This window comes from Stenotrophomonas rhizophila (assembly GCF_007667275.1).
GTDB classification, from domain to species: domain Bacteria; phylum Pseudomonadota; class Gammaproteobacteria; order Xanthomonadales; family Xanthomonadaceae; genus Stenotrophomonas; species Stenotrophomonas maltophilia_AE.
On record NZ_VDQT01000002.1, the window covers coordinates 685,686 to 711,238 of the forward strand.

Here is a 25,553-nt window from a genome sequence, read left to right on the forward strand (position 1 = left end):
CAATCAGGGAGTACCAGGATGATGAAAATCCAGATCACCTTCCGCGAAGGCCGGGTCACCACCATCCGGGAGAACTTCAACTAGCGGATGGCAAAGGCCGGGCAGCGACCTTCATGGGGGGATCGCCGCAGCCTGGCACACCGCACGCGCGGTACCTCCCTTTCGTCCACGGCGCCCCCCCATGCCGCTACAGCGATTCAACGACTTCGAGGCTTACACCGACGCGCTTGCCGGCGTGGATGGTGTCATGCGCCTGGTCGGGCCCGGCAGGGGCGAGTGGACGCTGGAACTGCTGGATTCCGGCGATGTCGTTGCCATGCTGGGCAGCGACGGGGCGCCGGTGCTGTTCAACGGACTGAACGAGCACCATCGCTACCTCGCCTACGTCTCGCTGCCCGGCAGCGACGCGGCCATGCAGGGGCAGGAGACCTCCGATGAGCAGTTCATCTGGTACCCGCCCGGCGGCGAGGTACATGGTTACTCACGCAGGCCGTCGCGCTTCATCGCGCTGAGCATGGACGTGGTCGCGGTGGTGCAGCGTGCGCGCGAAGTGGCCGGCCTGTTCGACGACCACATCGCCCGCATCACCCCGGTCAACATCGGCCGCGAGGAAGTCACCGCGATCATCACCCTGGTGACGCGCGCGCTGGTGATCGACCGCGACGACCCCACGCTGTTCCAGGCGCCCAGCGTGCGCAAGGCGTTCAGCGGCCAGCTCATCCACGCGCTGCTGCGCTGCATGGTGCTGGCCAACCCCGAGGCGGTGCAGCGTGCGCGCGGGCGACCCACGGTGCCGCGCAACGAGATCATCCGCCGCAGCCTCGACCATATCCACAAGAGCATCCGCGGCGAGGCGGTCATCGGCGACCTGATCCTCAGCGCGGGGACATCGCAGCGTTCCCTCAACCGCGCCTTCGATGAAGTGTTCGGCATGGGGCCGCACCAGTACTACATGCTCGAACGCATGCACGTGATCCGCAAGGCGCTGCGCGAAGCCGGCCCGGGCGACACCGTCACCGGCATCTGCACCCGGTTCGGCGTGTGGGACCAGGGCCGCTTCGCCGGCATGTACCACCGCACCTTCGGCCTGCATCCCTCGGTAGAGCTGGCCGCAGCCCGCCCGTAGTGCCACGCCCTGCGTGGCAACCAGGCAGACCCCTCAACGCCCCTCGCCCAACACCGCCCGCACCCGCGTCGCCAGCGTAGCGACGCTGAACGGCTTGCCGATCACCTGCACGCCCGGATCGATGACCCCATCGCGCTCCAGTGCGTTGCGGCTGTAGCCGGTGGTGAACAACACCTTGAGATCCGGTCGGCGGCGCAGCGCTTCGTCGGCCAGCTGGCGACCGTTGACCTCGGGCATGACCACGTCGGTGAACAGCAGCGCGATGTCGGCATGCGCGTCCAGCAACGCCAGCGCGGGTGCCGCGCCTTCGGCGGCCAGCACGTCATAGCCCAGTGCGGTGAGCGCTTCGACCGAGAACTGGCGCACGGCGGGCTCGTCCTCCACCACCAGCACCCGTTCGCGCCGCCCGACCGGGGCCGGGACGTCGCCTGCGGTGGGCGCATCGACGGTGTCGACGGTGGCGGCCAAGCGCGGCAGGTACAGCTTGACGGTGGTGCCTTCGCCGACCGCAGAACACAGCTTCACGTGCCCGGCGGACTGCTTGACGAAGCCATACACCTGCGACAGGCCCAGGCCGGTGCCTTGGCCGACCTGCTTGGTGGTGAAGAAGGGATCGAATGCCTTGGCGATGACCTCCGCCGTCATGCCGGTGCCGTTGTCGGCCACCGTGACCAGGATGTACTGGCCGCGCGGCACCGTGGGATGCGCCTCGGCACTGTCCCTGTCCACCGTGCAGTTGGCGGTGGCGACAGACAGGCGGCCGCCCGCCGGCATCGCGTCGCGCGCGTTGACCGCCAGGTTGAGGATCACGTTCTCCAGCTGGTTGGCGTCGGCGAAGGTCAGCCACAGGTCCGGCGCCAGCGTGGTCTCCAGGCGGATGTTGCCGCCCAGCGAGTGCACGAACAGGTCGGTCATGCCCGCCACCAAGCGGTTGGCATCCACCGGCACCGGCTGCAGCGGCTGCTGCCGGGAAAACGCCAGCAGCCGCTGGGTCAGCTGCGCGGCGCGGTTGGCGCCGTCGATGGCCATGTCGATGTAGCGGGTGACCAGCGGGTCGCTCTCGCCCAGCCGCAGCGATAGCAGGTCGAGTGGGCCGATCACCGCCGCCAGCATGTTGTTGAAGTCGTGCGCGATGCCGCCGGTGAGCTGGCCCACCGCTTCCATCTTCTGGCTCTGGCGCAGCGCGTCCTCGACCCGGGTCCGTTCGGCGACCTCTTCGGCGACGCGGCTTTCCAGCTGTTCGTTGAGTTCGTGCAGCCGCGCCTCGGCGAGTTTGCGCGCGGTGACTTCGATGGCCACGCCGACCACGCGCAGGCAGCGCTCGCCCTCGAAGTGGCCACGGCCCTTCGCCGCTACCCAGCGGACCACGCCGTCCTCCTTGCCGACGGTGCGGTATTCCACGTCGTACAACGCACGCTGCGCCGGATCGGCGGCGGCGCTGAAGGCCGCGTGTACCGCCTCGCGGTCGGCCGGATGCAGGCCGTCGTAGAAGTCGCGCAGGCTGACCGGCACCTGCGGCGAAATGCCGAACATCGCCTTGGTGCGCGGCGGCCAGATCAGGACGTCGTTGACCAGGTCCACGTCCCAGAAGCCCATGTCGCCGGCGTCGGTGGCAAAGCGCAGGCGCTCTTCGCTTTCGGCCAGCGCCGCTTCGGCAGACTTGCGCGCGGTGAGGTCGAGCATCGCGCCGATCATCCGCAGCGGCTCGCCGCCCGGGCCGCGCAGCACCGCGCCGCGGTCCAGTACCTGGGCGTAGCTGCCGTCGGCGCGCTGGAAGCGGTACTCGCCGTACCAGGTGGTGCCATCGCCGTCGATCACCCGGTGGATGTCCAGATCCACGCGGTCGCGATCGTCGGGATGGATGTGGTCAAGCCACCACTGCGCGTCGGACTCCATCAGGGTGTGCCCGAACAGCGTGGCCAGCGCCTCATTCCAGATCACGTGGCCGTCGGTCATGCGCCAGTCCCAGATCGCATCGTTGGTCGCGCGCACGGCGAGGCGGTAGCGTTCCTCGATTTCCTGGTGGCGCGCCTCGACGGCCTTGCGCTCCGTGATGTCCAGCGAGGTGCCGATCAGCCCGACGACGGTGCCGTCGGCGTCGCGCAGCGGCGCCTTGGTCGACAGCCAGTCCGCGCGGCGCCCGTCGGGGAAGCTGATCGATTCTTCCAGCTGCTCGGCCTGGCCACTGGCCATGATCCGTTCGTCGACGGCCATCACCATCGCCGCCTGCACCGGGTCGTTCAGCAGTTCGGCATCGGTGCGCCCGACGTATTGCTCCGGCGGCAGTCCGATCAGCTCGGTGGTGCCATGGTTGCCGATCAGCAACCGGCCCTGGCGGTCCTTTGCATACACCACGCCGGGCGCGGCTTCCACGAACGAGCGCAGCAGGGCCTGGGCCTGGTCGCGCTGCGCTTCCACCTGGCGGCGGTCATCGATGTCGATCAGCACGCCCTGGAAACCCTGCGGGCGCCCGGTATCGTCCAGGTCGACCCGGCCGATGGCCTCCAGCCAGCGGTACTGGCCCTGCGCGTTGCGCGCGCGGTACTGGTGCGCGTAGCGGCCGCCGCGCACCATCGCGTCGTTGATCGCCGCCACCAGTTCGGCATGGTCGTCCGGGTGCACGGCATGCAGCACCTGTTCCAGGCGCAGCTCGTGCTGCGGCGAGGCCGGGTCCAGCCCGAAGGCGTCGGTCAGTGCCTCGTCGACGGTCAGCCGGTCGTTGGCCACGTCCCAGAACCAGGTGCCGACGATGGCGCCCGCCGCCAGCGCCATTTTCATGCGCTCGGTGTCGCGCCGGCTGTGTCCGTCTATGGGGTCCGTCACGTTCAAGGGGTCTCGCAGCCGAAGGCCAGGCAGGGGCCGGGTAGATTATCCGATCGGCCGTGGTGGCCATGAACACACCGCTGGCGGCAGCGCCCGGCCTGCTGAAGGCTTCATCCCGGGTCCCCCAGTGCCGCACGCCGGGCACGGAACACTTCGGGGGTCTGCGGCTTTACGAACAGGGCCACCAGCTCGGGGTATTCGGCCTTCACCGCCCGTTCGATGCGGGTGATGCAGGCCTCGATCTGCGGGGTGGTGCGATCGTCCTCGAATTCGGCGCTCAGCATCGCCACGACCTGGTCCGGTCCCATCTGCATGGTGGTGACGCCGTTGGCTTTGCGCAGGTCGGCATCGGTGTCGGCCACGGCCATGATCCGCCGGGCGACGCTGGGGTGGGCCGGCTCGCCGACCAGCAGGCCCTTGGTCTCGCGCGCCAGCAGGAACGCGGTGAGCGCCAGTACGCCGGCGATGCAGAGCGAGGCCACGCCATCGAGCTCGGGCATGTTCAGCCACTGCGCGGCGGCCAGGCCGATCGCCGCGAACGCCAGCCCGAGCAGGGCGGCGCTGTCTTCCAGCAGCACGGTGAAGGTGGACGGATCCTTGCTGCGCCGGAAGGCTTCGAAATAGCCCATCGACCCCTTGGTGGCCCGGAATTCGCGCAGCGCTACCCACCACGAGCCGCCCTCGAACAGGAACGAGATGCCCAGCACCACGTAGCTCACCGTGTGGTTGGTGGCCGGTTCCGGGTTGCGGATATGCAGGATGCCTTCATAGGCCGACACGCCCGCGCCTGCCGCGAACACCAGCAGGGCGACGATGAAGCTCCAGAAGTACAGCTCACGGCCATACCCGAACGGGTGCACGGTGTCGGGCTTCTTGTCGGCGCGGTGCAGGCCGTACAGCAGCAGGAGTTCGTTGGTGGTGTCCACCAGCGAATGCACGCCTTCGCTGAGCATCGCCGAACTGCCGGACATCCCGGCGGCGACGAACTTGGCGATGGCGATGCACAGGTTGCCGACCAGCGCGGCGTAGACAACGAGACGGGAGCCGGACGGCTTGGCCATGGCGGGCGGTACTGCAGTGGGGTGTCACGCCATCATCGTCGGAAGGCCGTGCCTTCCGCGTGCAGGCAGCGGCTCAGAAGCGGATGGTGACCAGCGGTGCGCTGCGGGTCGGCGCGCTTTCGCGCAGCAGCCGTGTCGGCGCGGCGCTGGCATCCAGGCGCGCGTGGCTGATCGCCTGGTGCGAACCGCACTGTTCGCAGCGGAACAGCGCGCCACCGGGCAGGTGGATCAGCTGGGTTGAGCCGCAGGAGGAGGTCGTGCCGCAGTTGCAGTCCACGGTCAGCGACAGGATACGCTCGACACTGCCGGAGGCGGCGTAGTTGGCTTCAAAGGAGCGGACAACGAAGGAGGGGGCGTCGGGCATCGTCGGTCCGGCTGGGGGTGGGGTTGGAAGGAGCATCCATGGAGCGCCGTGATGGCGTCGTGCAGCAGCATTTCCCGGGTCGTGTATACTGTCCCCCAGTATAGTTCCCTGGTCGCCGTCCCGTGCCGCATTCCCCGGAAGAAAAGAAGAAGGTCCTGGCCCGCGTGCGCCGCATCCGTGGCCAGTGCGACGCGCTGGACCGCGCGCTGGAGGCTGGTGCCGAGTGCGGTCCGGTGCTGCAGCAGATCGCGGCGATCCGGGGTGCGGTCAACGGGCTGATGTCCGAAGTGATGGAAGCCCACCTGCGCGAGGAATTCGGCCAGCCGGCGCAGTCCGATGCGCAGCGCGCCGAGCGCGTGCGCGACATGAGCGCGCTGATCCGTTCCTACCTGAAATGAGCGTGCGGCCGCCCGCGCGCTGTCCTGCCTTGTCTACCGTCCTGGAGTGTTCCCGATGAAATCCCGTGCCGCTGTTGCCTTCGCCGCTGGCGAACCGCTCAAGATCGTCGAGATCGACGTTGCCCCGCCGCAGAAGGGCGAAGTGCTGGTGCGCATCACCCACACCGGGGTCTGCCATACCGACGCGTTCACCCTGTCCGGCGATGATCCGGAAGGCCTTTTCCCCGCGGTGCTGGGCCATGAAGGCGCCGGCATCGTGGTGGAAGTGGGCGAGGGCGTGACCAGCGTCAAGCCGGGCGACCACGTGATTCCGCTGTACACCGCCGAATGCGGTGAGTGCCTGTTCTGCACCTCGGGCAAGACCAACCTGTGCGTGGCGGTGCGCGCCACCCAGGGCAAGGGCGTGATGCCCGACGGCACCACCCGCTTCAGCTACAACGGCCAGCCGATCTACCACTACATGGGCTGCTCGACCTTCAGCGAGTACACCGTGGTGGCCGAAGTATCGCTGGCCAAGATCAACCCGGACGCCAACCCGGAGCACGTGTGCCTGCTCGGCTGCGGCGTGACCACCGGCATCGGCGCGGTGCACAACACCGCCAAGGTGCAGGAAGGCGATTCGGTCGCCGTGTTCGGCCTGGGCGGCATCGGCCTGGCGGTGATCCAGGGCGCGCGCCAGGCCAAGGCCAGCCGCATCTTCGCCATCGACACCAACCCGTCCAAGTTCGAGCTGGCCAGGCAGTTCGGCGCCACAGACTGCATCAACCCGAAGGACTTCGACAAGCCGATCCAGCAGGTCATCGTCGAACAGACCACCTGGGGCGTGGACCATACCTTCGAGTGCATCGGCAACGTGAACGTGATGCGCGCGGCGCTGGAATGCGCGCACCGCGGCTGGGGCCAGTCGGTGATCATCGGCGTGGCCGGTTCTGGGCAGGAGATCTCCACCCGTCCGTTCCAGCTGGTGACCGGCCGCTCCTGGAAGGGCACCGCCTTCGGTGGCGTGAAGGGCCGCAGCCAGCTGCCTGGCATGGTCGAAGACGCGATGAAGGGCGACATCGAACTGGCGCCCTTCGTCACCCACACCATGGAACTGGAGCAGATCAACGACGCCTTCGACCTGATGCACGAAGGCAAGTCGATCCGCTCGGTCGTCCACTTCTGATTGCCGCGGAGCCCGCCCATGGAACGCATTGAACATCGCGCCGCCTTCGGTGGCTGGCAGGACGTGTACCAGCACCGGTCGCAGGTGCTGGGCTGCGACATGAAGGTGGCCGTGTACCTGCCGCCACAGGCCGCCACGCAGAAGCTGCCGGTGCTGTACTGGTTGAGCGGGCTGACCTGCACCGAGCAGAACTTCATCACCAAGGCCGGTGCGCAGCGGTACGCCGCCGAACACGGGGTGATCCTGGTCGCGCCCGACACCAGCCCGCGCGGCGACGACGTCGCCGATGCGGAGGGTTACGACCTGGGCAAGGGGGCGGGGTTCTACCTCAATGCCACCGAGCAGCCGTGGGCGAAGCACTACCGGATGCATGACTACATCGTCGAAGAGCTGCCGGCGCTGGTGGAAGCGCACCTGCCGGCCAGCGCTGCACGCGGCATCAGTGGGCATTCGATGGGCGGGCATGGCGCGCTGGTGATCGCGCTGCGCAATCCCGGCCGTTACCGCAGCGTGTCGGCGTTCTCGCCGATCGTTGCTCCGACCCGGGTGCCGTGGGGGCAGAAGGCGTTCTCGGCCTACCTGGGCGAGGATCGCGCCGGCTGGGCGCAGTGGGATGCCAGCGAACTGGTGGCCACGGCGACGGAAAAGCTGCCCCTGCTGGTCGACCAGGGCGGCGGCGACGAGTTCCTGGACAGCCAGCTGCAGCCGCAGTGGCTGCAGGCCGCGTGCACGGCAGCGGGGCACCCGTTGCAGTTGCGGCTGCAGCCGGGGTATGACCACAGCTATTACTTCATCAGCACGTTCATCGGCGAGCACATCGCGCATCACGCCGAAGCGTTGCACGGCTAGGCAGGGGCAGCCACGCAGGGGTGGCTCTACGCCGGTGAGACCGACGTCTGCCGGTGGGCTTGGTCATCTGCCGGTGGGTACGGTCGTCTGCGGGTGGGTACGGTCGTCTGATCGTGTAGAGCCACGCCTTGCGTGGCTGTACCCCCATCAATCGTCGTCTTCTTCCGCCGCTTCCCGACCCTGCTGGCGGATCAGCGCTTCTTCGCGCGCGTCGTTGATCGCGTGGCGCACGCTGTCCAGGTCGATGGTCGATTCGTCATGCACGAAGGTGCCGGTCAACGGACTGTCCGGCAGCAGTTCACCGGCCTCGAACAGCGCCCACATCTCCTCGCCGTACCAGGTATCCAGCAACTCCGGCGCCGACCGCCCCAGGTACGCGGTGAGGTTGTTCACATCGCGCAGCAGCATGCTGCGCGCGGCATTGTTGCCCCCGGCGCTCACCACCTGCGGGAAATCGATCACCACCGGGCCGTCCGGCCCCACCAGCACGTTGTACGGCGACAGATCGCCGTGGATCAGGCCACAGCACAGCATCAGCACCACCTGGCGCACGAGAATCGCGTGGAACTCACGGGCCTGGTCGGGCTCCAGCTCGACCTCGCCCAGACGCGCGGCGGAGAACCCCTCCGCGTCGGTCACCAGCTCCATCACCAGCACGCCATGGAAATACCCATGGGGTTCCGGCACACGCACGCCGGCGTCACGCAGCTGGTACAGCGCGTCGACCTCGGTGTTCTTCCACGCCGTTTCCTGCTGCTTGCGCCCGTACTTGCTGGCCTTGCCCACCGCGCGGGCCTCGCGGCTGCCGCGCACCTTGCGCCCTTCCTGGTACTGCACGCGCTGCTGGAAGCTGCGCTGGGCCATGTCCTTGTAGACCTTGGCGCAGCGCACATCGTCGCCGCTGCGCACCACGTACACGGCCGCCTCCTTGCCGCTCTTGAGCGGGCGCAGCACTTCATCGATGACGCCATCTTCGATCAGCGCCTGCAGGCTTTCAGGGGTCTTCACGTAGTCTCGGTCACGAGGGCGGCGCCAGTGCGCCAGCCGGAAAGGGAGGGCCGGCGATTCTCGCACCTTCGCGGCGGCCGGGCCAATTGCCCACCCCATCCCGGTTCAGCCACCCGGGCCGGGCAGGGCTCAGGGCAGGGCCTGCTCGCCACGCAGCACCGGGTAGGGGTTCAGCGACTCGCCCTTCCACCACTGCTTTTCCGGGCCCAGCCGGTGGATCTCGAAGTGCAGGTGCGGCGCGTCCGGGCTGGCGTTGCCGGTATGGCCCACGTAGCCGATCACGTCGCCCCGCTTGACCACCTGCTTTTCCGCCAGCCCATCGGCATAGCGCTGCAGGTGGGCGTAGTAATAGCAGTACGTTCCGCCGGGTTCGAACTGGTACACGGTCAACCCGCCGCGCTCGCTGTCGAACAGCTTCTCGATCGTGCCATCGGCCACCGCCAGTACCGGCGTGCCTTCAGGCGCGAGGATATCGATGGCATCGTGCACCCGCCCCTCGCTGCGCGCATCGGTAAACGTGTCCTGCAGCTGCGCGGCGGTGATCCCCTGCACCGGCAACAACAGTCCCGGGGCAACCCCCGCGCTCGGCGCAGGAGCAACAACCTCCCGCGTAGAGCCAGGCCCTGCCTGGCTGCTCTCCACAGGGGCAACCGCCGCCCCGGTAGAGCCAGGCCCTGCCTGGCTGCCCTGCGCAGGAACAACAACCTCCCGCGTAGAGCCAGGCCCTGCCTGGCTGCTCTCCACCACGGGTTGGCCTCCACCCGACGCGGAAACACCACTATCCGACGCCAGCAACCACCAGCCGGCCACGCCCACCACCACGCCCAACGCCAGCAGTCGCATCAGCATCGTCGTTTACTCCTGCATCACTACCGGCACCGACGCATCCACCGCGTCAGCCACCTGCAGCGCGTCCCAGTTGGTCATCCGCACGCAGCCGTGCGATTCGGTCTTGCCCACATGGCCCGGCTCGGGCGTGCCATGCAGGCCGTAATGCGGCTTCGAAATGTCGATCCAGACCGGCCCGACCGGATTGTTCGGGCCCGGCGGCAGGGTAGCCTTGCGGTCGCCGGCCTTCGCATCCCAGAACAATTTCGGGTTGTAGTGGAACGGCGGATTGCGCGAGACACCCAGGATCTTCCACTTACCGATCGGCAGCGGATCATGCTGGCTGCCCGACGACACCGGGAACTGCGCGTACACCTTGCCCGCCGCGTCGTACAGGCGCAGCGTGGAATCCGATTTGTCGATCACCAGCTTGGCCGCCTTCGGCAACGCTGCCGGTGCGATGTTCGGCACCTGGATCGTGCTGCCGGCCTTGCCAAGATCCACACCCGGGTTGAGGGCTTGCAGCAGCTTCGGATCGGCATGGAAGCGTTCGCCCAGGGCCTCGCCCACAGAGGTGAAACCCATCGCCGTGAGCTTGGCCTGCTCGGCGGGCTTCTTCGGAAGCGGCTGGAACGGGCCTGCAACGTCCTCGGCGGTGAGCGTGTAACTCGCCAGCGGCGGCGCGCTGTCCGGCTGCAGGGCCTGCCAGGTGGCATCATCCAGCTCACCGGTCACCTTCAGGCCGCGTGCGGCCTGGAAGCCGGACACCGCGCGCTTCTGGTTGGAACCGGGCAGCCCGTCGATCTGGCCCGGCGAAAAATGCGCGCGGTCCAGCAGCACCTGTGCATGCAGGTCCGAGCGGGGGCCGGTGGCCACGGTGCCGTCTTCAGCGATGGGGGCGGGCAGGGAAGCCGGGGCCTGCGCCAGCGCAGGGGTGGCAGCGGCCAGGGCAAGGGCAAGCAGGGAAGCAGTAGCAGGCAGGCGCAGCGGCATCGGGTACTCCAGGGCGGATTCAAGCCCACGATGCCGGAGCGCGCTGCACGGGCCCCGTGAAATCCCTGACGGGAAGCTGACCGCCCGCGCGACGCGGCGATTACTGCACGTCGCGCATTTCCCAATGATTACCGGCGAGCAGGCGCATGCGCTGCTTGAACACGTCGCTGTCGATCTTGGTGGAGACGGTCAGGTTGATGCGCAGGTCTTTCTGCTCACCGGTCACCGTAGCGCCCGGATCGGTGGCACCCCATTGCAGTTCCACCGCATCCGGGTCTGGCTGCTTGGCCCGCCACCGCTCGAACAATGTCGTGCTGCGCAGCGCATCCTGCAGTTCCTCGGCGAAACCGCCGGCGCTCTGCGAACGGAAGGACAGGTCGGGATCGTTGCCGCGGGCTTTGGCCGGATCCGGCAGGCTGATGCTGTATTGGGTCATGTTGGTCTCCATCGAGTGCGGCAAGGTTCGCAGACGCCGGGTGCAATCGGCGTGCACGAACCGGCCCGATCACTCAGGCCGTAAACGTGTGCGGGCCGTCGGCAAATCCGATGGTCACCGCGCCCTTGCCGACATTGACCATGCCGGTCAGGCTCATCACCGACTCGTACACGTCCACCCCGTGCGCCTTGCAGGTTTCGCGCAGGCTGGCGTAACCGGGCAGCGCCTGCAGGTCGGCCAGTTCGCCGCCGTAGCTCACGCACACGGTCGGGGTCAGCAACCCGGCCCGGACGCGCTGGCCGACGAAGTCGAACAGCTTCTGCACCGCGTTGTCGAAGCCCTTGATCTTCGCCACCGGGCCGGTGCTGCCGCGGTAACCGTGCAGCACCGGCTTGATGTCCAGCGCACTGCCCAGCGCGGCGCTGATCAGGCCCACGCTGCGGTCGCCCTTGTGGCGGGCGCGGGCGCGCATGTAATACAGGTCGCGGGTGACCATGTAGCCGTGCACGTTCAACGCAAGCTCTTCCAGCCGCTCGCGGATCTGCTGCACGCCGGCGCCGCTGTCGCGCAGCCGTACTGCTTCCACCGCGGTCACGCCCTGGGCGGCGAACAGGTTCTGCGTGTCCAGCACGCGCAGTGCGAACGGCGAGTTGTGCCCCGCCGCCTGGCGCACCGGCTTGTAGTCGTTGAGGATCGCGAAGCTGGCCTGCATCGCGTTGTCATGGATCGGACTACGCGTCTTGGTGATCGTCATGCAGAACACATGGTCGTAGTCGATCACCAGCTTGCCCAGGAACAGGTCGCGGATCTGCGCCACGCTGAAGGGAATGGTTTCGGCCTCGGCGCCATGTTCGGCGACGTGGGCATGCAGGAAGCTCAAGGTGGCCTGTTCGTCGCGGTGGTCGGCCAGCACGGCCTCGCCAATCCGGACGGTAATGGGCAGCAGCACGATGTTGTGCTGCTGGATGAAGTCCTGCGGTAGATCACAGGCAGAGTCGACCACGATTCCGATGCGCATCCTGTTTGCCCCCTCCAGGCAGGGTGTTCGTTCGAAAGTGTGAAAGCTATCTCAAAACGCGTCCCGTTGCCTGACCGCGCCGGTCAGCTTGGCCGGCTCCGCTCCACCGCGACCGGCAGCGCCACCACCCGTTCCCACTCCGGCTGCCGCAGCAGGCCCGGGTCGGCCAGCACGGCCGCCATCAGCGCGTGGCTGTCGTTGCCCCAGAACAGCTCACCGTCGATGGCCAGGGTCGGCACCCCGAACACCCCGGCGGCGATCGCCGCTTCGGTGTTCTGGCGCAGCTGTTCCTTCACCCACGGCGCCCCCACGGCGGCGGCCACGTCGGCAATGTCCAGCATCGCGCCGGGCAGTGCCAGTGCCTGTGGGCTGTCGCCGGCGCGGCCGTCGCGCCAGATCCAGTTGAACAGGATGTCCACCGCCGCCGGGGTGGCGTCCGCGGCCAGGCACAGGCGCAGCGCCGCCAGCGGGTTGAACGGGTGGCCGGGCGGGAAGCGCAGCGGCACGCCCTGCTGCTGCGCCTGCCAAAGCGCCTGCCGGTAGGTGAAGCGGCGCTTGGCCGGGATTTCCGCCGGACCGAGGTTGCCCATGTGGTGCAGCACCGCGCCCAGCGCAATCGGCACCGGGGTGATGCGCTCGAACTGCGGCAGCGTTTTCAGCTGCTGCCAGTGCAGGTAGGCGAACGGGGAAACGAAATCGAAATACCAGCGCAGGCTCATGCGACGTTCCTCAGTGCGAATAGGCGCGCGGCTCGCTGCCCGCCGGGGCGGCGTAGCGGTCGCGCAGCTCGGTCTGGCGCGAGCGCATCGGCACCGCGCGGCCGCCCAGCCAGACCTGCTCTGCGTAGTGGCCCACGTCCAGCGGGTCGCCTTCCCACAGCACCAGGTCGGCCAGTTTGCCCGGCTCGATGCTGCCCAGCCGGTCGCCCACGCCCAGCGCCTGCGCCGGCACCCGGGTCAGCCCGGCCAGGCCATCCTGCCAGGGCAGGCCGTTTGCCACCGCATTGCCGGCGAGCTGGCGCATCTTGCGGGCGTTGTGCGACGGGTCGTCGCGCTGGGTGAAGCTGACCGCCACGCCGGCGGCGTGCAGGCGTGCGGCGTTTTCCAGGGTGGCGCCCAGCTGGTCGAAGCTGGCCGGCAGGTTGCCCAGCGCATCGACGAACACCGGCACCGCGGCCTGCGCCAGCTGCGGCGCGACGCGCCACGCTTCGGCACCGCCGGCAATGGCGACCTTGACCTTTTCGCGCGTGGCCCAGCGCAGCAGCTGGCGGATGTCGGCGGCGCGGTCCACTTCCACCACCAGCCGGCCCTGGCCGGCCAGGTAGCGCGCCAGCGTGGCGCGTCCGGCCGGGGTCAGCAGGGCATGCGGCGAATCTACCGCTACCCGGCCACGCGCTTCGCTCACCATCTGCTCCAGCAGCATCCACTGCGCCGCGCGCGAGTTGCCGGTCAGCTCGGCCGCGGCGGACCCGAGGCGCAGGTACAGCGCCAGTGGGCCGATCGGATCGGCGCTGCCGTCCAGCCGCATCACCCCGCCCTGGCCGGCGACGAAGCCGCCGCCGCTGTTGGCGCCCAGCGCGGTGAAGCCGATACCGTCCAGCCGCGCCACCGGAATCAGCACCGACGCCGGGTTGTAGGCCAACGTGACGTCGAACTCCGGGCGCAGCGGCTGGTCGTCCAGCTTCAGCGTGCTGTCCACCGTGGTCGCCTCACCGGAGACCTCCTCGATGCCGATGTCGGTGATGCCGCCAAACAGGGCCGGGGTCAGCGGCCTGCCGTTGGCTTCGACCACGGTCGCCCCCGCCGGCGCGGCCAGGCCGGGGCCGACCGCACGGATCACACCGCCCTGGACCAGCACGTCGGCATGGTCCAGGCTGCCGCGCGCGCTGGCGGTATGCACCGTGGCATTGCGTACCAGCAGGTCCTGTGCCGAGCTGGCCGGTGCAGCGCCCAGCAGCGCCAGCGCCAGCAGGGGAAGCAGCGAACGCGCGCTCATGGGCGGGCCTCCTGGCCGAGCATGAAGTCCGACAGCGGCTGGCGGCGTGCGTCTTGGCGGTCGTACACCTGGTGACCGTCGATGTAGACCTTCTCGGCCAGCGCGTACGAGCTGAAGGGACTGCCGTTCCAGACCACCACGTCGCCCATCTTGCCCACCTCCAGGCTGCCGGTCTGTTGTTCGATGCCCATCGACCGGGCCGGGTTGAGGGTCAGCCAGCCGATCGCCCGCTCGGGTGCGATCTGCATGCCGGCACGGCGTGCGTTGGCGATTACCTTGGCCGCTTCCTGGTTGAGCCGCTGGATGCCTTCGGGCGAATCGGAATGGACGATCGCGCAGCTGTTGGCGGGGCGGTCGACCAGCGCGATGTTTTCGGGAATGCCGTCGAAGGCCTCCATCTTGAAGCCCCACCAGTCGGCCCAGAGCGCGCCGCAGACGCCTTCGGCGGCCAACCGGTCGGCCAGCTTGTAGGCCTCGGCACCGTGGTGGAACGCGGCGACCTTGAAGCCGAATTCCTTGGCCAGGTCCAGCATCGTGGCCATTTCATCGGCGCGGTAGCAGTGGATGTGCACGCGGATGTCGCCATCGATCACCCCGGCCAGCGTGTCCAGCTTCAGGTCGCGCTTGCCACCGCTGTCGCCGGCGCTGTCGCCCTTGTCGCTGCCACTGAACCAGCGCTTCTTCCTGACCTTCTTCGGTGCATTCTTGGCCAGGTACTCGCTGGCATCGATGAACGCGGCGCGGTAGCCGGCCACGCTGCCCATGCGGGTCTGCGGTGCCACGCCCTTGCCGGTGCCGTACACGCGCTTGGGGTTCTCGCCGCAGGCCATCTTCATGCCCCACGGCGCGCCGGGGAACTTCATCGCCTGGTAGGTGGTGGCCGGAATGTTTTTCAGCGTCACCCCGCGCCCCCCGACCAGGTTGGCCGAGCCGGGCAGGATCTGCAGTGCGGTCACACCGCCGGCCAGTGCCGCAGCGAAGCCCGGATCCTGCGGCCATACCGAATGTTCGGCCCACACGTTGGCGGTGACCGGTGCGGTCATTTCATTGCCGTCGGCGTGCGCGCCCACGCTGGGACTGGGGTACACGCCCAGGTGCGAGTGCACGTCGATGATGCCCGGGGTGACCCACTTGCCGCTGCCATCCACCTGCACCGCATCGGCCGGGGCCTGCAGCGCCGTGCCCAGCGCGGCGATGCGGCCATCGCGCAGCAGCAGGTCGGTCCGTTCCAGGCGCACGCCGGTGCCGGTCAGCACGGTGGCATTGCGGATCAGCACCGGTGCCGAGGCGATCGGTGCGTAGGTGCTGGGGTAGGGATCCTGGGTGAAGCGCGACGCCGCCGGCGCCGAGGGCGCAGCCAGGGTGAACAGCGCCAGGCCCAGCCCGGCGGTCAATCGTGTACGCATGTGGTCCCCGATGCGGCGTGAAAGATGTTCCGCGACGCTAGCGGCTGGGCGCGGCCTTGCCAAGTGACCAAACGCACGGTGCGGACCCGCCCGGCTTGCTTATTCGTTCAAGCGCATGACAATTGGTGCGTAAAACGAGCTGCAGGACGGAAAATGGGAATGAAGAGCAAGCAGGACATCGTCGAAAACTGGCTGCCGCGTTACACCGGCGTGCCACTGGACCAGTTCGGGCCGCATGTGCTGCTGACCAACTTCGGCGGCTACCTGCATGTGTTTTCGCACCTCACCGGGGCGCCGGTGCAGGGCATGGACCGGCCGATGGCCAGCGTGACCAGCGACGGCATCACCCTGATCAACTTCGGCATGGGCAGCCCTAACGCGGCCATCGTCATGGACCTGCTGTCGGCGATCATGCCCAAGGCGGTGCTGTTCCTGGGCAAGTGCGGTGGGCTCAAGCGCAAGAACCAGCTGGGCGATCTGATCCTGCCGATCGCGGCGATCCGCGGCGAGGGCACCTCCAGCGATTACCTGCCGCCGGAAGTCCCGGCGCTGCCGGCCTTCGCGCTGCAGCGTGCGGTCTCCACCACCATCCGCGACCTCGGCCACGACTACTGGACCGGCACCGTCTACACCACCAACCGGCGGGTCTGGGAACACGACGAGGCGTTCAAGGAGCGGCTGCGGCTGATGCGCTGCATGGCCATCGACATGGAGACGGCCACCCTGTTCGCGGCCGGCTTTGCCAACCACATCCCGATCGGAGCGCTGCTGCTGGTGTCGGACCAGCCGATGATCCCGGACGGGGTCAAGACCGAGGCGTCCGATGCCAAGGTCAGCTCCCAGTTCGTCGAAAACCATATCCAGATCGGCATCGAGGCGCTTAAGCTTATACGGCGCAACGGCAAGTCGGTCCGCCACCTGCGCTTTGACGAGTGATGGCATTGGCTTGGGTGGGCGCCTGGACGGCGCGCCGCCCGCAGGGGTAGTGAATGGACGTAGCGGCAAACGTAGTGGAATTCTGGCGCGACGCGGGACCGCAGAAGTGGTTCACGCGCGATGACGCGTTCGATGCGCGTTTCCGCGAGGCATTCCTCGACGAGCACTTTGCCGCTGCACGGCGTGCGCGCGAGCACTGGCTGGAGAGCGCCGATGGCGCGCTGGCGTTGATGATCCTGCTCGACCAGTTCCCTCGGAACTGCTTCCGCGACACCGCCCATTCCTACGCCACCGACGGCTTGGCCCGCCACTACGCCATGCGCGCGGTGGAAGAGGGCCTGGACCTGCAGCTGGTCCCCAAGCTGCGCGCTTTCATCTACCTGCCGTTCGAGCATTCCGAAGATCCGCAGGACCAGGAGCGCTCGGTGGCGATGTTCGACGTATTGGGCGACAAGGAATACCTGCAGTACGCCGAACTGCACCGTGACATCATCCGCCGCTTCGGCCGCTTCCCCCACCGCAACGCGGTACTGGGCCGCATGCCGACGCCGGAGGAACTGGATTACCTGGCCGAGGGTGGCTTCGCGGGGTAAATAAAAACGCCGGCATAGCCGGCGTTTTTTTTGAAGCGTTGGTCTTGCGCGCGATCAATACTTCGGCACGCTGTTGTCCACCGCGTCCGACCAGGCGTCGATGCCGCCGGTGATGTTGTAGACCTTGCTGAAACCCAATGCGCGGAACTGCTCGGCCGCCTGCGAGCTGCGGCCACCGTGGTGGCACAGGAACGCCAGCGGGGTGTCCTTGGGCAGGGCTTCCAGGCGGGCGCGGTTGTCGCCGTCGAAGGTCTCGAACGGGGCGTTGATCGCGGCAATCGCACGCTCGTCCGCCGGGCGCACGTCGACGATGGTCACGGTGCCGGCACGGCGCTGGTCGTCAGCGTCGCGAACGGCCAGTTCCTGCACGGCCTTCGGCGCGTTAGGGTTGTCGATGGCCAGGCCCTTGCCGCGGATGTCGTCCACCCAATCGATGGTGATGCCGTCGGCGCGGCGTGCGCTGGCCAGGTCGAACTGCACGCGCAGGCCGTTGGATTCGGCGGCGATGGCGTTGTCGTCGTGCGGGGCCAGCTGGAAGTTCGGCTGGAACTGCGCGTCGATGCCGAGCTGCAGCGCAGCGCCGGGGGCGTCGGCCAGTGCGCCGCGCAGCATCTCCACCGCGGCCGGGGTCACGGTGATGCGCGGCGGGGTGCGGTCCGGCGCGGCCAGGCCAAGCACGCTGCTCAGCTCACCGCTGCCGGCCATCTGCAGGATGATGTCGCTGCCGCCGACCAGCTCGCCGTCGATGTACAGCTGCGGGATGGTCGGCCAGTCGCCGTAGGCCTTGATGCCCTCGCGGATCTCCGGGTCGGCCAGCACGTTGACGTGTGCGAATGCGACGCCCAGGTCCTGCAGCGCGCCCACGGCCTTGGCCGAGAACCCGCACTGCGGCATGGTCGGCTGGCCCTTCATGAACAGCACGACACGGTCGGCGGTGAGGATGGATTCGATGCGCGAACGCAGGGCGGGATCAAGGGACATGACGGTCAGGGTCCGGGGGTATTCGAGCCGTCCATTCTACGCGGCATGGCATCATGGGGCATGACCGTTCCAGAAACGTTGCATCGCATTCCCCGCCGCCCGTGGCGCTGGCTGCCCTGGCTGGTGCTCTCCCAGCTGGCCGTGGCGCTGCTCTGGTGGCGGTATGGCTGGACCCTGGGCCTGCCCCTGATGGTGGCCTCGCACGCCCTGTTCCTGGTGCCGGTGTTCCTGCCCAACAGCCGCTTCTACGCCCCGGTGCTGAGCCGGCTGCCGGCCCCGGCGGGACAGGTCTGGCTGACCCTCGACGACGGTCCGTCGGCCGAGACGCCGGCGGTGCTGGACCTGCTTGACCGCTACCAGGCCAAGGCCACCTTCTTCATGGTCGGCGAGCGCGCCGCCGCCCGTCCCGACCTGGTGCGGCAGGTACTGTCGCGTGGCCACGACCTGGGCAACCACAGCAACACCCACCCGCAGACCCGCTTCTGGCGGCTGGGCCCGGCCACGATGGCCGACGAGATCGCCCGTTGCCAGCAGGCGCTGGCGGATATCGCGGGCGCCCCGCCACGCTGGTACCGCTCGGTGGTGGGCATGACCAACCCGTTCGTCGCCCCGGCGCTGAAACGCTGGAACCTGACCCGGGTGGGCTGGAGCGCGCGCGGTTTCGATGGCGTGAACTGCCAGCCGCAGCAGGTCATCGACCGCATCGTCGCCGACCTGCGTCCCGGCGCGATCATCCTGCTGCACGAAGGGGCGGCCCACGGCCAGAACCTCACAATCATCGAAGCGGTACTGCAGGCGATCCAGGCGCGCGGCCTGCAGGCGACCCTGCCGCACAACCCGTAGAGCCACGCCCTGCGTGGCTTAGCGGTGTTGGACCGGAGAGCAGCCACGCAGGGCGTGGCTCTACGCCTGGTCTGCCGCCACCGGGTGGGCTTGCTCCCACTGCTGGTGCACCCAGCTGCCCAGCGAGGCCTGCGCCCACAGCAACGTGATCGACAGTCCGAGCGCCAGCACTCCGGTGACGCGTCTGCGCTGATGCTGCAGCGCGCAGCCGACGCCCAGCAGCAGGCCAACCACCGTGACCCCCAGGCACACGAACAGCATCACCAGCACTGCCACCGGCACCTCGTGCATGCCCGCGTAGCGCGGGAGGTGGGCGACATGTGCGGTGACCGCGAACAGCACCAGCGCCACCAGGCTCACCACCAGTGCCGCGATGCCGAGCGCGGAATGGCGAGGGCGCGGAGCGTTCACGCCCGCTCCCCACGCACCGCGGTCACCAGCCAGTTGTTGAACGGCGTATTGCCGTACAGCGGTGCCATCGCCAGCTGCAACCCGGCTGCCTCCAGCGGCGCACGCACGCTCGCCGCATCGGGATAGTGGCGCGGGCGCGTGCCCATCCATCCCACCAGATGCGCCAGCATGTCGGTCACCCGGGTCGTGCGGTCGCGGCCGCTGTTGTCGGCCAGCGTGGTGCGGATCACCAGCCGCCCGCCGGGCGCCACCCGCGCGGCCGCCTCACCCAGCAGCACCGGCTGGGCCTCGGCCGGCAGGTACTGCAGCACGTCCAGCAGGGCCACGCTTCCGTGGTGGTCGGGCAGGGCGGCACTCGCGTCCACGCAGTCGAAGCGCGCATCGTGCAGTGCCGCCCGCGCACCGGCGCGCTGTGCGCGGGCGATCTTGTCCGGGTCGATATCCACGCCGATATAAGCCTGGTGGCGCTGGTTCTGCCGCAGCACATGCGCCAGCAGCCCCAGCCCGCAGCCGATATCCAGCAGCGGCCGCGAACACGGCGCCAGCGCGTCCAGCACGCCCGGATACAGCGGATCGCTGCCGAGCTTGCCGCGGCTGTAGTAGTAATCGCGTCGGTTGCCGAAGCGCTGCGTCGGCATGAACGCATCGGCGATGCGGCGGGCCTGTTCCCTGGCCAGTGGTGATGCGTCCGTGCTCAGCGTGTGGCCTCGTCATCCAGGAGGGTACGCGCGACCGGGAAGGCCAGTCGCGTCCATTCGGTATACATCGCCGCCGAAGGATGCAGGCCATCCGCGGCCAGCATGGCCGGTTCCGCGCCACGCGCGCGGCTGACCGCGGTGATGTCCACGAACGCCACCGCGTGTTCCGCGCAGATCGCCTGCGCGGCCGCGTTGTAGGCGTCCAGTTCGCTCGCGATCCGTGCCGGGTCGCGGCCGTTGTCGCGTGCGAACGGGGTCACCCCCCAATCGGGAATCGACAGCACCAGTACCCGCTGCGGACGCTTGCCGGCGAACGCGATGGCGCGCTCCAGCAGCGCGGTAAAGCCCGGACGGTACTCCTCGACGCTGCGCCCGCGGTACTGGTCGTTGACGCCGATCAGCAGGCTGACCAGATCGAAGGGGCCCTGCGGGCCGACCGCATCGATGCCGGCGTCCAGCTCGTCGGTGGTCCAGCCGGTAGTTGCGATGATCTGCGGTGCGCCCACCACCAAGGTCGCCTCCTGCAGGGCCGTGGCCAACTGCTCCGGCCAGCGACCGGCCTGGTCCACCGCTTCACCGATGGTGTAGGAATCGCCCAGCGCCAGGTAACGCAGCGCCACCTCAGGCCACCGCACTGCGCGGCTTGAGCGGAACCACCTTGGTATTGGCCTCGGCGCGGCGCGCCAGCGCGCGGTCGATGCGCGCGAATACATCGCGCATCACCTCGGCTTCGGGCAGCAGGGTCACGCGGAAGTGGTGGCGGTAGGGCACGTTGAAGCTGGACCCGGGCACCACCAGCACGCCTTCTTCATTCATCAGTTCCAGCGCGAAATCATGGTCATCGAAACCGCGTGCGGCCGCGCCCACCACGGCCGGGAACGCATACAGCGCGCCAGCCGGCGCGACCAGCGAGAGGTGCTCGCTGGCGTTGCACGCCTCGATCACCGCGCGCCGGGTTTCGTACAGTCGCCCACCGGGTGCACACAGGGCCGATACGGTGTCCGGGCCATTCACGGCTGCATCAATCGCGTACTGCCCCGGCACGTTGGCGCACAGGCGCAGCGCGCTCAGCAGGTCCATCGCCGCGCGGAACTCACCCAGCTGCGCGGCGGCGCCGGACAGCATCGCCCAGCCCACCCGCCAGCCGCAGGCGCGGTGCACCTTGCTCAGCCCGCTGAAAGTGATGCACGGGTGCTCGCCGGCCAGCGGCGCAACCGGCTGGAATACCGCGTCGTCGTACAGGATCTGGTCGTAGATCTCATCGACCATCAGCAGCAGGTTGTGCCGGCGCGCGATGTCCACGATCTGCTCCAGCAGCGCGCGCGGGTAGCTGGCGCCACTGGGGTTGTTCGGGTTGATCAGCACGATCGCGCGGGTGCGCGAGGACACCAGCGTTTCGATTTCGGCCGGGTCCGGCTGGAAGCCGTTCTCGGGCGCACAGCGGTAGTACACCGGGCGGCCGTCATTGAGGATGGTCGCCGCCGACCACAACGGGTAGTCGGGCGAGGGCACCAGCACTTCATCGCCCGGATTGAGCAGCGCACGCAGCGACAGGTCGATCAGTTCGCTCACCCCGTTGCCGATGAACACCCGGTCCGGGTGCGCGTCGGGTGCGCCGCGGCGTGCGTACGCGGCGGCGATCGCCTCGCGTGCCTCGGGCAGGCCCTGCTGGTGGGTGTACGGATCGGTGCGGCCCATGTCGTCGGCAATGGCACGCTGCAGGTGTTCCGGTGCGCGGAACCCAAAGTTGCCCGGGTTGCCGATGTTCAGCTTGATCAGCTTGCGACCCTGCGCCTCCAGCTCACGCGCTCGCCGCGCCAGTTCGCCCCGGATCTCGTAGCGGACTTCGGACAGGCGCTCGCGGGTGGCAAGCGGCTTCAGCGGGGGCGTGGACATGGCGGGGCCGTGATCGGGCATGGAAATCGCATGGTAGCGGAAATGGTGCGATGCAGGGCGGGCCTTTCCGGGGTGCAAATCCCAATACTGGCGGGCAGTTGCCACCGATGGCTGAGACGCAGGGGGAGCTCGCCCTCTAGAATGGGCCGATGAGCGAACCGATCGACTACCGCGCCCTGCAGACCATGGGCTGGCCCTGGGCAGGCGCCCCCGAGCTGCCGGCCTGGCAGGCCCTGTTCGAACAACACCCGCAGGCCCGCCCCGGCCGGGTGGTCGAACAGCACCGCACCGGCTACGTGGTGGCCGATGCCCCCGGCGCGGCGATCAAGACCGAATCGCCGGCCGAATGGCAGCGCCCGCGCTTCCCCAGCCACGAACGCGCCGCAGTGGGCGACTGGGTGCTGCTGGAAGGGAACCTGATCGTGGCCCTGCTGCCCCGCCGTACCGCGATCAAGCGTGGCGCGGCCGGCGAGCACTACCACCAGCAGGTGATCGCGGCCAACATCGATACTGTTTTCATCGTCTGCGGGCTGGACGCGGACTTCAACCCGCGCCGGATCGAGCGCTACCTGATGCTGGTCGGCGGGGGCGGCGCGCGCCCGGTGGTGGTGCTGACCAAGGCCGACCAGACCGAGTACAGCGAAGACGCCCTGGCGGTGCTGGAAGAGCTGGCCGCGCAGGACATTCCGCTGCTGGCCATCAACGGCCGCGATCCGGCCAGCGCCAGCGCGCTGCTGCCGTGGCTGGGAGCAGGGCAGACCGTGGTCCTGGTGGGGTCCTCGGGTGCGGGCAAGTCGACACTGACCAATACCCTGCTGGGCTACGCGTTGATGAAAACCGCCGAAGTACGCGGTAACGACTCCAAGGGCCGCCACACCACCACCCACCGCGCGCTGATTCCGATGCCGTCCGGCGCCTGCCTGATCGACACCCCCGGCATGCGCGAGCTCAAGCCCACCGGCGAAGAAGCCTTGGGCGAAGTGGGCTTTGCCGACGTCGAAGCGCTGGCCGAACAGTGCCGCTTCCGCGACTGCGCCCACCAGCGCGAACCGGGCTGCGCGGTACGCGCCGCGATCGACTCGGGCGAGCTCGATGAGGAACGCCTGCTGAACTATTTCAAGCTCAAGGAAGAGGTGGCCGCCGCCGCCGCGAAGCTGGCGGTCCGCCAGGCCCAGCAGGCCATCGAACGCCGCCACGTCAGCAAAGGCGCGCAGTGGCGGCCCACGAAAAAGCGCTGACGCACCGCTGACCAGCCCGCGTAGAGCCACGCCCTGCGTGGCTGCCCCAACCCCGCCAGGCGACCCCTAACGCTCCCGGAACAACAGGTTGTACTGCAACCGCCGCGTAGCCTGCGCACGCATCCGCCGGCTGTCCGCATGCTGTGCATTGATCAGCACGATGGTTTCTTCCGGCACGATCGCCGACGGCAGCTCGATGATCGCGTGGGCGCCGCCGGCGTACCAGTTCGATCCGGTGTCGATCGACACCATCCCGTGCGGAATTGCATCCCAGCCCACCGGTAGCGTGTGGACCGAAACGATCAACCGCGCCGCCCACACCTCGTCGGGCACGTCGATCTCGATGACGTACTTGTTCAGCGGCAAGCCGCTGTCGTCGATATGCGCAGCCGTTTCCAGCACCGCCATGGCGAGGCTGGGCGCGGCATAGATCACCCGTTCCCCTTCACGGTTCCAGCGCCCGGGCGAGGTGGCGGCGCCAGCGCCGGTCATGTCGTCCGGTGCCCAGGTGGGCCCGGTGGACCCGATCCGGGCCAGCCTCATTGATAGGCGCCGCTCTGCACCGCGCCCAGTACCCGCATCACCGACGCGCGCCCGCTGGGGGTGTCCATCAGCTCGGCTGGCGCCAGCCCGCCCAAGGCGGGCTGCGGGCGCTGGATCCACTGGCCCACCCACCGTTCCACATCGAAATCTTTGGCGGCGGGGTTGTCCGGTTCCGCAGCGAGCATGTCCTCGACCTTGTTGATCAGCTCCATCAACCCGACCACCGACTGCCCGGTGGTTCCGGCAAACAGCGACTTGTCGCGCATCTTCTTGGTAAAGGTGGCCTTGGGAATCCGGACGAAGGTCTGGAACTCCGTGCTGCTGACAAAGATGTCGTCAATGAGCCCCTTGACCACCTGGTAGGGCACGCCCTCGCGCTCGATGCGCACCCGCTCGGCCAGCGGCGCGGTACGCAGCAGGGTTCGGAAGGCATTCACCCTCGCCGGCGCCTCGTAGGCGGCCAGCGGCTCGCGGACGGAGCCGGTGCTGCGCCTGCGAGTGGCGTTGCCACGGGCGGTGGCCTTGTCAGGATCGGGGCGGCTGCGATCTGTGGGCGACACGGGAATCTCCTTCGGCTACTTCTGTACCAACTATAGGTCAATTATGCTCAAGGGGCCGGAACTGGCTCACATCTCGGCCCAGACCCTGATAAGGTCCATTCATGAACAGCGTCCCACGAACGCCGCCGATGACCGTGGATCGTGACGTCGCCCACCACACCGCGCTGGACGCGCGCCTGGTGAAGGCGGTGGCGGACATCAAGCTGCTTGGGCTGACCAGCTGGCCGGCGTCACTGCAGGGCCCGTTCCTGGCCAGCGTAGCGCGCGGCCAGCCACTGATGCCGGTGCTGGCGTACCCGAAACTGGATTTCGCCGACACCCGCCGGGAGCTGGCCGCGATCAGCGCCCAATGCGACCCCAGCCATCCGATCGGCCTGTACGTCCGCCGCTCCGCGCACAGCTGGGACCTGGCCGCCGGCCTGCTGGAATCCCTTGGCACCGCAGACGTGGACCGCTACTCGGTGGAGCTGTACGGCGCGCCCGAGCAACCGCTGCCGGGCAACGGCCCCAGTACCCGCGACGCTGCGCGCCATTTCATCCAGATCGCCCAGGAGCTGGATCACGAACTGCTGGCGCCGGAGGAACAGGTGCCGGTGTCGGCCACCGCGCTGCAGTTGCAGCTGCAGAGCGACCTGGACGCGTTCTTCGAGTCGCGCATCATCAGCGTGCAGCTCGACCCGGAGCTGATTTCCAAGGCTGCCGCCGGTCCCACCCGCATCCGCCTGCGTACCAGTGCGCGCTTCAGCGCCTACGACCGCGCGCAGCTGTTCCACCATGAGGCCCTGGTGCATTCGCTCACCGCATTGAACGGGCGCGAACAGCCGCACCTGCCCAGCCTGGCGCTGGCCTCGCCACGCGTTACCGCCACCCAGGAAGGGTTGGCCACCTTCGCCGAGCAGATCACCGGCAGCATCGACATCGAGCGTCTCAAGCGCATCAGCCTGCGCACCGAAGCCATTGCCATGGCCCGCGAAGGCGCGGACTTCATCCAGGTGTTCCGCTATTTCTGCGACGCCGGCCAGAACAACGAAGAGAGTTTCGCCTCGGCCCAGCGCGTGTTCCGCGGCGTTCCCGTCACCGGCGGCGCCGCCTTCACCAAGGACACCGTGTACCTGCGCGGACTGGTCTCTGTACATACCTTCTTCCGCCACATGCTGGCCGAGGACCGCCTGCAGAACTGCCGCTGGCTGTTCGCCGGCAAGATGTCGCTGACCGACGCGCTGGATTTCGCCCCGCTGTTCGAAGAAGGCATCCTGCGCCCGCCGCGCTGGCTGCCGCACTGGGTCAGTCGCGCCAACGGCTTGGCGGGCATGCTGGCATTCTCGTTGTTTGCCAACCGTATCCGGATGGATCAGCTGGCTGCGGAATGAGGCGGTCGTACCCG

The 25,553-nt window shown here is 68.4% G+C and carries 26 protein-coding genes and 1 pseudogene; 9 read left to right on the plus strand and 18 right to left on the minus strand.

The window, feature by feature from the left end; all coding sequences use genetic code 11:
* Positions 1-181: 181 nt before the first annotated feature.
* Positions 182-1,126 (plus strand): AraC family transcriptional regulator, encoded by a 945-nt coding sequence (locus FSZ13_RS09110; RefSeq protein ID WP_145479215.1) that lies wholly within the window; start codon positions 182-184, stop codon positions 1,124-1,126.
* A 33-nt stretch (positions 1,127-1,159) separates the two neighbouring features.
* On the opposite strand, the gene FSZ13_RS09115 is transcribed toward FSZ13_RS09110, so the two are convergent.
* The 3 genes from FSZ13_RS09115 to FSZ13_RS09125 form a co-directional block, all read right to left on the minus strand.
* Positions 1,160-3,949, minus strand: a complete 2,790-nt coding sequence (locus FSZ13_RS09115; protein ID WP_260844132.1) for a PAS domain-containing protein — start codon at positions 3,947-3,949, stop codon at positions 1,160-1,162.
* 110 nt (positions 3,950-4,059) lie between these two features.
* Positions 4,060-5,010, minus strand: a complete 951-nt coding sequence (locus tag FSZ13_RS09120; protein ID WP_145479216.1) for a cation diffusion facilitator family transporter — start codon at positions 5,008-5,010, stop codon at positions 4,060-4,062.
* A 73-nt stretch (positions 5,011-5,083) separates the two neighbouring features.
* Positions 5,084-5,374, minus strand: a complete 291-nt coding sequence (locus FSZ13_RS09125; RefSeq protein ID WP_260844133.1) for a hypothetical protein — start codon at positions 5,372-5,374, stop codon at positions 5,084-5,086.
* Between the two features lie 122 nt (positions 5,375-5,496).
* Between FSZ13_RS09125 and frmR the strand changes: the two genes are divergently transcribed.
* From frmR to fghA, 3 genes are read left to right on the plus strand one after another with little or no spacing between them, the layout of a single operon-like run.
* Positions 5,497-5,772: a formaldehyde-responsive transcriptional repressor FrmR gene (frmR, locus tag FSZ13_RS09130; RefSeq protein ID WP_068853984.1), complete on the plus strand. Its 276-nt coding sequence runs from the start codon at positions 5,497-5,499 to the stop codon at positions 5,770-5,772.
* Positions 5,773-5,827: 55 nt separating this feature from the next.
* The gene (locus FSZ13_RS09135) at positions 5,828-6,937 is read left to right on the plus strand and encodes an S-(hydroxymethyl)glutathione dehydrogenase/class III alcohol dehydrogenase (RefSeq protein ID WP_145479217.1); all 1,110 of its coding nucleotides are present in this window, start codon (positions 5,828-5,830) and stop codon (positions 6,935-6,937) included.
* A gap of 18 nt (positions 6,938-6,955) precedes the next feature.
* On the plus strand, positions 6,956-7,786 hold the full coding sequence (gene fghA, locus FSZ13_RS09140; protein ID WP_145479218.1) for an S-formylglutathione hydrolase: 831 nt from the start codon (positions 6,956-6,958) through the stop codon (positions 7,784-7,786).
* 147 nt (positions 7,787-7,933) lie between these two features.
* On the opposite strand, the gene FSZ13_RS09145 is transcribed toward fghA, so the two are convergent.
* The 8 genes and pseudogenes from FSZ13_RS09145 to FSZ13_RS09180 all read right to left on the minus strand — a co-directional run bounded on the left by FSZ13_RS09145 (position 7,934) and on the right by FSZ13_RS09180 (position 15,470).
* Positions 7,934-8,794 (minus strand): PA4780 family RIO1-like protein kinase, encoded by an 861-nt coding sequence (locus FSZ13_RS09145; RefSeq protein WP_145479219.1) that lies wholly within the window; start codon positions 8,792-8,794, stop codon positions 7,934-7,936.
* A 129-nt stretch (positions 8,795-8,923) separates the two neighbouring features.
* Positions 8,924-9,388, minus strand: a pseudogene (locus FSZ13_RS18855) (M23 family metallopeptidase); the annotation flags it as partial.
* A gap of 261 nt (positions 9,389-9,649) precedes the next feature.
* Positions 9,650-10,615, minus strand: coding sequence for a L,D-transpeptidase family protein (locus FSZ13_RS09155; RefSeq protein WP_145479220.1), 966 nt, complete (start codon positions 10,613-10,615; stop codon positions 9,650-9,652).
* Between the two features lie 100 nt (positions 10,616-10,715).
* Entirely contained in the window at positions 10,716-11,051 is a 336-nt protein-coding gene (locus FSZ13_RS09160; RefSeq protein ID WP_145479221.1) for a hypothetical protein, read from the minus strand.
* A 73-nt stretch (positions 11,052-11,124) separates the two neighbouring features.
* Positions 11,125-12,069, minus strand: coding sequence for a DegV family protein (locus FSZ13_RS09165; protein ID WP_145479222.1), 945 nt, complete (start codon positions 12,067-12,069; stop codon positions 11,125-11,127).
* A gap of 83 nt (positions 12,070-12,152) precedes the next feature.
* Positions 12,153-12,788: a 2-hydroxychromene-2-carboxylate isomerase gene (locus FSZ13_RS09170; protein ID WP_145479223.1), complete on the minus strand. Its 636-nt coding sequence runs from the start codon at positions 12,786-12,788 to the stop codon at positions 12,153-12,155.
* 10 nt (positions 12,789-12,798) lie between these two features.
* A complete protein-coding gene (locus FSZ13_RS09175) occupies positions 12,799-14,064 on the minus strand; it encodes an amidohydrolase family protein (RefSeq protein WP_145479224.1) in 1,266 nt (421 codons plus the stop codon).
* Positions 14,061-15,470, minus strand: a complete 1,410-nt coding sequence (locus FSZ13_RS09180) for an amidohydrolase (protein WP_145479225.1) — start codon at positions 15,468-15,470, stop codon at positions 14,061-14,063. Before FSZ13_RS09180 ends, FSZ13_RS09175 begins: the two co-directional genes overlap by 4 nt.
* 159 nt (positions 15,471-15,629) lie before the next feature.
* Between FSZ13_RS09180 and FSZ13_RS09185 the strand changes: the two genes are divergently transcribed.
* Positions 15,630-16,406 carry an AMP nucleosidase gene (locus FSZ13_RS09185; RefSeq protein WP_145479226.1) on the plus strand — a complete coding sequence of 259 codons (777 nt, stop codon included), beginning with the start codon at positions 15,630-15,632 and terminating at the stop codon, positions 16,404-16,406.
* Between the two features lie 53 nt (positions 16,407-16,459).
* Entirely contained in the window at positions 16,460-16,999 is a 540-nt protein-coding gene (locus tag FSZ13_RS09190; protein WP_145479227.1) for a DUF924 family protein, read from the plus strand.
* A 54-nt stretch (positions 17,000-17,053) separates the two neighbouring features.
* Here FSZ13_RS09190 and grxD read toward each other — a convergent pair whose 3' ends face one another.
* The gene (gene grxD, locus FSZ13_RS09195) at positions 17,054-17,980 is read right to left on the minus strand and encodes a Grx4 family monothiol glutaredoxin (RefSeq protein ID WP_145479228.1); all 927 of its coding nucleotides are present in this window, start codon (positions 17,978-17,980) and stop codon (positions 17,054-17,056) included.
* A gap of 60 nt (positions 17,981-18,040) precedes the next feature.
* Here grxD and FSZ13_RS09200 point away from each other — a divergent pair, with 60 nt between their 5' ends.
* Positions 18,041-18,823 (plus strand): polysaccharide deacetylase family protein, encoded by a 783-nt coding sequence (locus FSZ13_RS09200; RefSeq protein ID WP_145479229.1) that lies wholly within the window; start codon positions 18,041-18,043, stop codon positions 18,821-18,823.
* A 60-nt stretch (positions 18,824-18,883) separates the two neighbouring features.
* Here the strand turns inward: FSZ13_RS09200 and FSZ13_RS09205 are convergent, their stop codons facing one another.
* Genes FSZ13_RS09205 through FSZ13_RS09220 form a run of 4 tightly spaced genes read right to left on the minus strand, consistent with a single transcriptional unit; the run spans position 18,884 to position 21,828 of the window.
* Entirely contained in the window at positions 18,884-19,234 is a 351-nt protein-coding gene (locus FSZ13_RS09205; protein WP_145479230.1) for a hypothetical protein, read from the minus strand.
* Entirely contained in the window at positions 19,231-19,872 is a 642-nt protein-coding gene (locus FSZ13_RS09210) for a methyltransferase domain-containing protein (protein ID WP_145479231.1), read from the minus strand. Before FSZ13_RS09210 ends, FSZ13_RS09205 begins: the two co-directional genes overlap by 4 nt.
* Positions 19,873-19,928: 56 nt before the next feature.
* On the minus strand, positions 19,929-20,552 hold the full coding sequence (locus tag FSZ13_RS09215) for an SGNH/GDSL hydrolase family protein (RefSeq protein WP_186308878.1): 624 nt from the start codon (positions 20,550-20,552) through the stop codon (positions 19,929-19,931).
* Between the two features lies 1 nt (position 20,553).
* Positions 20,554-21,828, minus strand: a complete 1,275-nt coding sequence (locus FSZ13_RS09220; protein WP_145479233.1) for a pyridoxal phosphate-dependent aminotransferase — start codon at positions 21,826-21,828, stop codon at positions 20,554-20,556.
* A 149-nt stretch (positions 21,829-21,977) separates the two neighbouring features.
* Here FSZ13_RS09220 and rsgA point away from each other — a divergent pair, with 149 nt between their 5' ends.
* On the plus strand, positions 21,978-23,066 hold the full coding sequence (rsgA, locus tag FSZ13_RS09225; protein WP_145479234.1) for a ribosome small subunit-dependent GTPase A: 1,089 nt from the start codon (positions 21,978-21,980) through the stop codon (positions 23,064-23,066).
* Positions 23,067-23,132: 66 nt separating this feature from the next.
* Here the strand turns inward: rsgA and FSZ13_RS09230 are convergent, their stop codons facing one another.
* Together FSZ13_RS09230 and FSZ13_RS09235 are read right to left on the minus strand one after the other, a co-directional pair.
* On the minus strand, positions 23,133-23,609 hold the full coding sequence (locus FSZ13_RS09230; protein ID WP_145479235.1) for an RES family NAD+ phosphorylase: 477 nt from the start codon (positions 23,607-23,609) through the stop codon (positions 23,133-23,135).
* Complete coding sequence (locus FSZ13_RS09235) at positions 23,606-24,169, minus strand: antitoxin Xre/MbcA/ParS toxin-binding domain-containing protein (protein WP_145479236.1); 564 nt, start codon at positions 24,167-24,169, stop codon at positions 23,606-23,608. The genes FSZ13_RS09230 and FSZ13_RS09235 overlap by 4 nt, the downstream gene beginning before the upstream one ends.
* A 128-nt stretch (positions 24,170-24,297) precedes the next feature.
* On the opposite strand from FSZ13_RS09235, the gene FSZ13_RS09240 reads away from it, so the two are divergent.
* Complete coding sequence (locus FSZ13_RS09240) at positions 24,298-25,539, plus strand: flavohemoglobin expression-modulating QEGLA motif protein (RefSeq protein WP_145479514.1); 1,242 nt, start codon at positions 24,298-24,300, stop codon at positions 25,537-25,539.
* Positions 25,540-25,553: the final 14 nt, after the last annotated feature.

Excerpts from the sequence above, each read along its gene's own strand:
- FSZ13_RS09110 (WP_145479215.1), top strand. The coding sequence starts at position 182 with ATGCCGCTACAGCGATTCAACGACTTCGAGGCTTACACCGACGCGCTT.
- FSZ13_RS09120 (WP_145479216.1), bottom strand. The coding sequence starts at position 5,010 with ATGGCCAAGCCGTCCGGCTCCCGTCTCGTTGTCTACGCCGCGCTGGTC.
- FSZ13_RS09125 (WP_260844133.1), bottom strand. The coding sequence starts at position 5,374 with ATGCCCGACGCCCCCTCCTTCGTTGTCCGCTCCTTTGAAGCCAACTAC.
- FSZ13_RS09135 (WP_145479217.1), top strand. The coding sequence starts at position 5,828 with ATGAAATCCCGTGCCGCTGTTGCCTTCGCCGCTGGCGAACCGCTCAAG.
- fghA (WP_145479218.1), top strand. The coding sequence starts at position 6,956 with ATGGAACGCATTGAACATCGCGCCGCCTTCGGTGGCTGGCAGGACGTG.
- FSZ13_RS09155 (WP_145479220.1), bottom strand. The coding sequence starts at position 10,615 with ATGCCGCTGCGCCTGCCTGCTACTGCTTCCCTGCTTGCCCTTGCCCTG.
- FSZ13_RS09160 (WP_145479221.1), bottom strand. The coding sequence starts at position 11,051 with ATGACCCAATACAGCATCAGCCTGCCGGATCCGGCCAAAGCCCGCGGC.
- FSZ13_RS09165 (WP_145479222.1), bottom strand. The coding sequence starts at position 12,069 with ATGCGCATCGGAATCGTGGTCGACTCTGCCTGTGATCTACCGCAGGAC.
- FSZ13_RS09170 (WP_145479223.1), bottom strand. The coding sequence starts at position 12,788 with ATGAGCCTGCGCTGGTATTTCGATTTCGTTTCCCCGTTCGCCTACCTG.
- FSZ13_RS09175 (WP_145479224.1), bottom strand. The coding sequence starts at position 14,064 with ATGAGCGCGCGTTCGCTGCTTCCCCTGCTGGCGCTGGCGCTGCTGGGC.
- FSZ13_RS09180 (WP_145479225.1), bottom strand. The coding sequence starts at position 15,470 with ATGCGTACACGATTGACCGCCGGGCTGGGCCTGGCGCTGTTCACCCTG.
- FSZ13_RS09185 (WP_145479226.1), top strand. The coding sequence starts at position 15,630 with ATGAAGAGCAAGCAGGACATCGTCGAAAACTGGCTGCCGCGTTACACC.
- FSZ13_RS09190 (WP_145479227.1), top strand. The coding sequence starts at position 16,460 with ATGGACGTAGCGGCAAACGTAGTGGAATTCTGGCGCGACGCGGGACCG.
- grxD (WP_145479228.1), bottom strand. The coding sequence starts at position 17,980 with ATGTCCCTTGATCCCGCCCTGCGTTCGCGCATCGAATCCATCCTCACC.
- FSZ13_RS09200 (WP_145479229.1), top strand. The coding sequence starts at position 18,041 with ATGACCGTTCCAGAAACGTTGCATCGCATTCCCCGCCGCCCGTGGCGC.
- FSZ13_RS09210 (WP_145479231.1), bottom strand. The coding sequence starts at position 19,872 with ATGCCGACGCAGCGCTTCGGCAACCGACGCGATTACTACTACAGCCGC.
- FSZ13_RS09220 (WP_145479233.1), bottom strand. The coding sequence starts at position 21,828 with ATGTCCACGCCCCCGCTGAAGCCGCTTGCCACCCGCGAGCGCCTGTCC.
- rsgA (WP_145479234.1), top strand. The coding sequence starts at position 21,978 with ATGAGCGAACCGATCGACTACCGCGCCCTGCAGACCATGGGCTGGCCC.
- FSZ13_RS09230 (WP_145479235.1), bottom strand. The coding sequence starts at position 23,609 with ATGAGGCTGGCCCGGATCGGGTCCACCGGGCCCACCTGGGCACCGGAC.
- FSZ13_RS09240 (WP_145479514.1), top strand. The coding sequence starts at position 24,298 with ATGACCGTGGATCGTGACGTCGCCCACCACACCGCGCTGGACGCGCGC.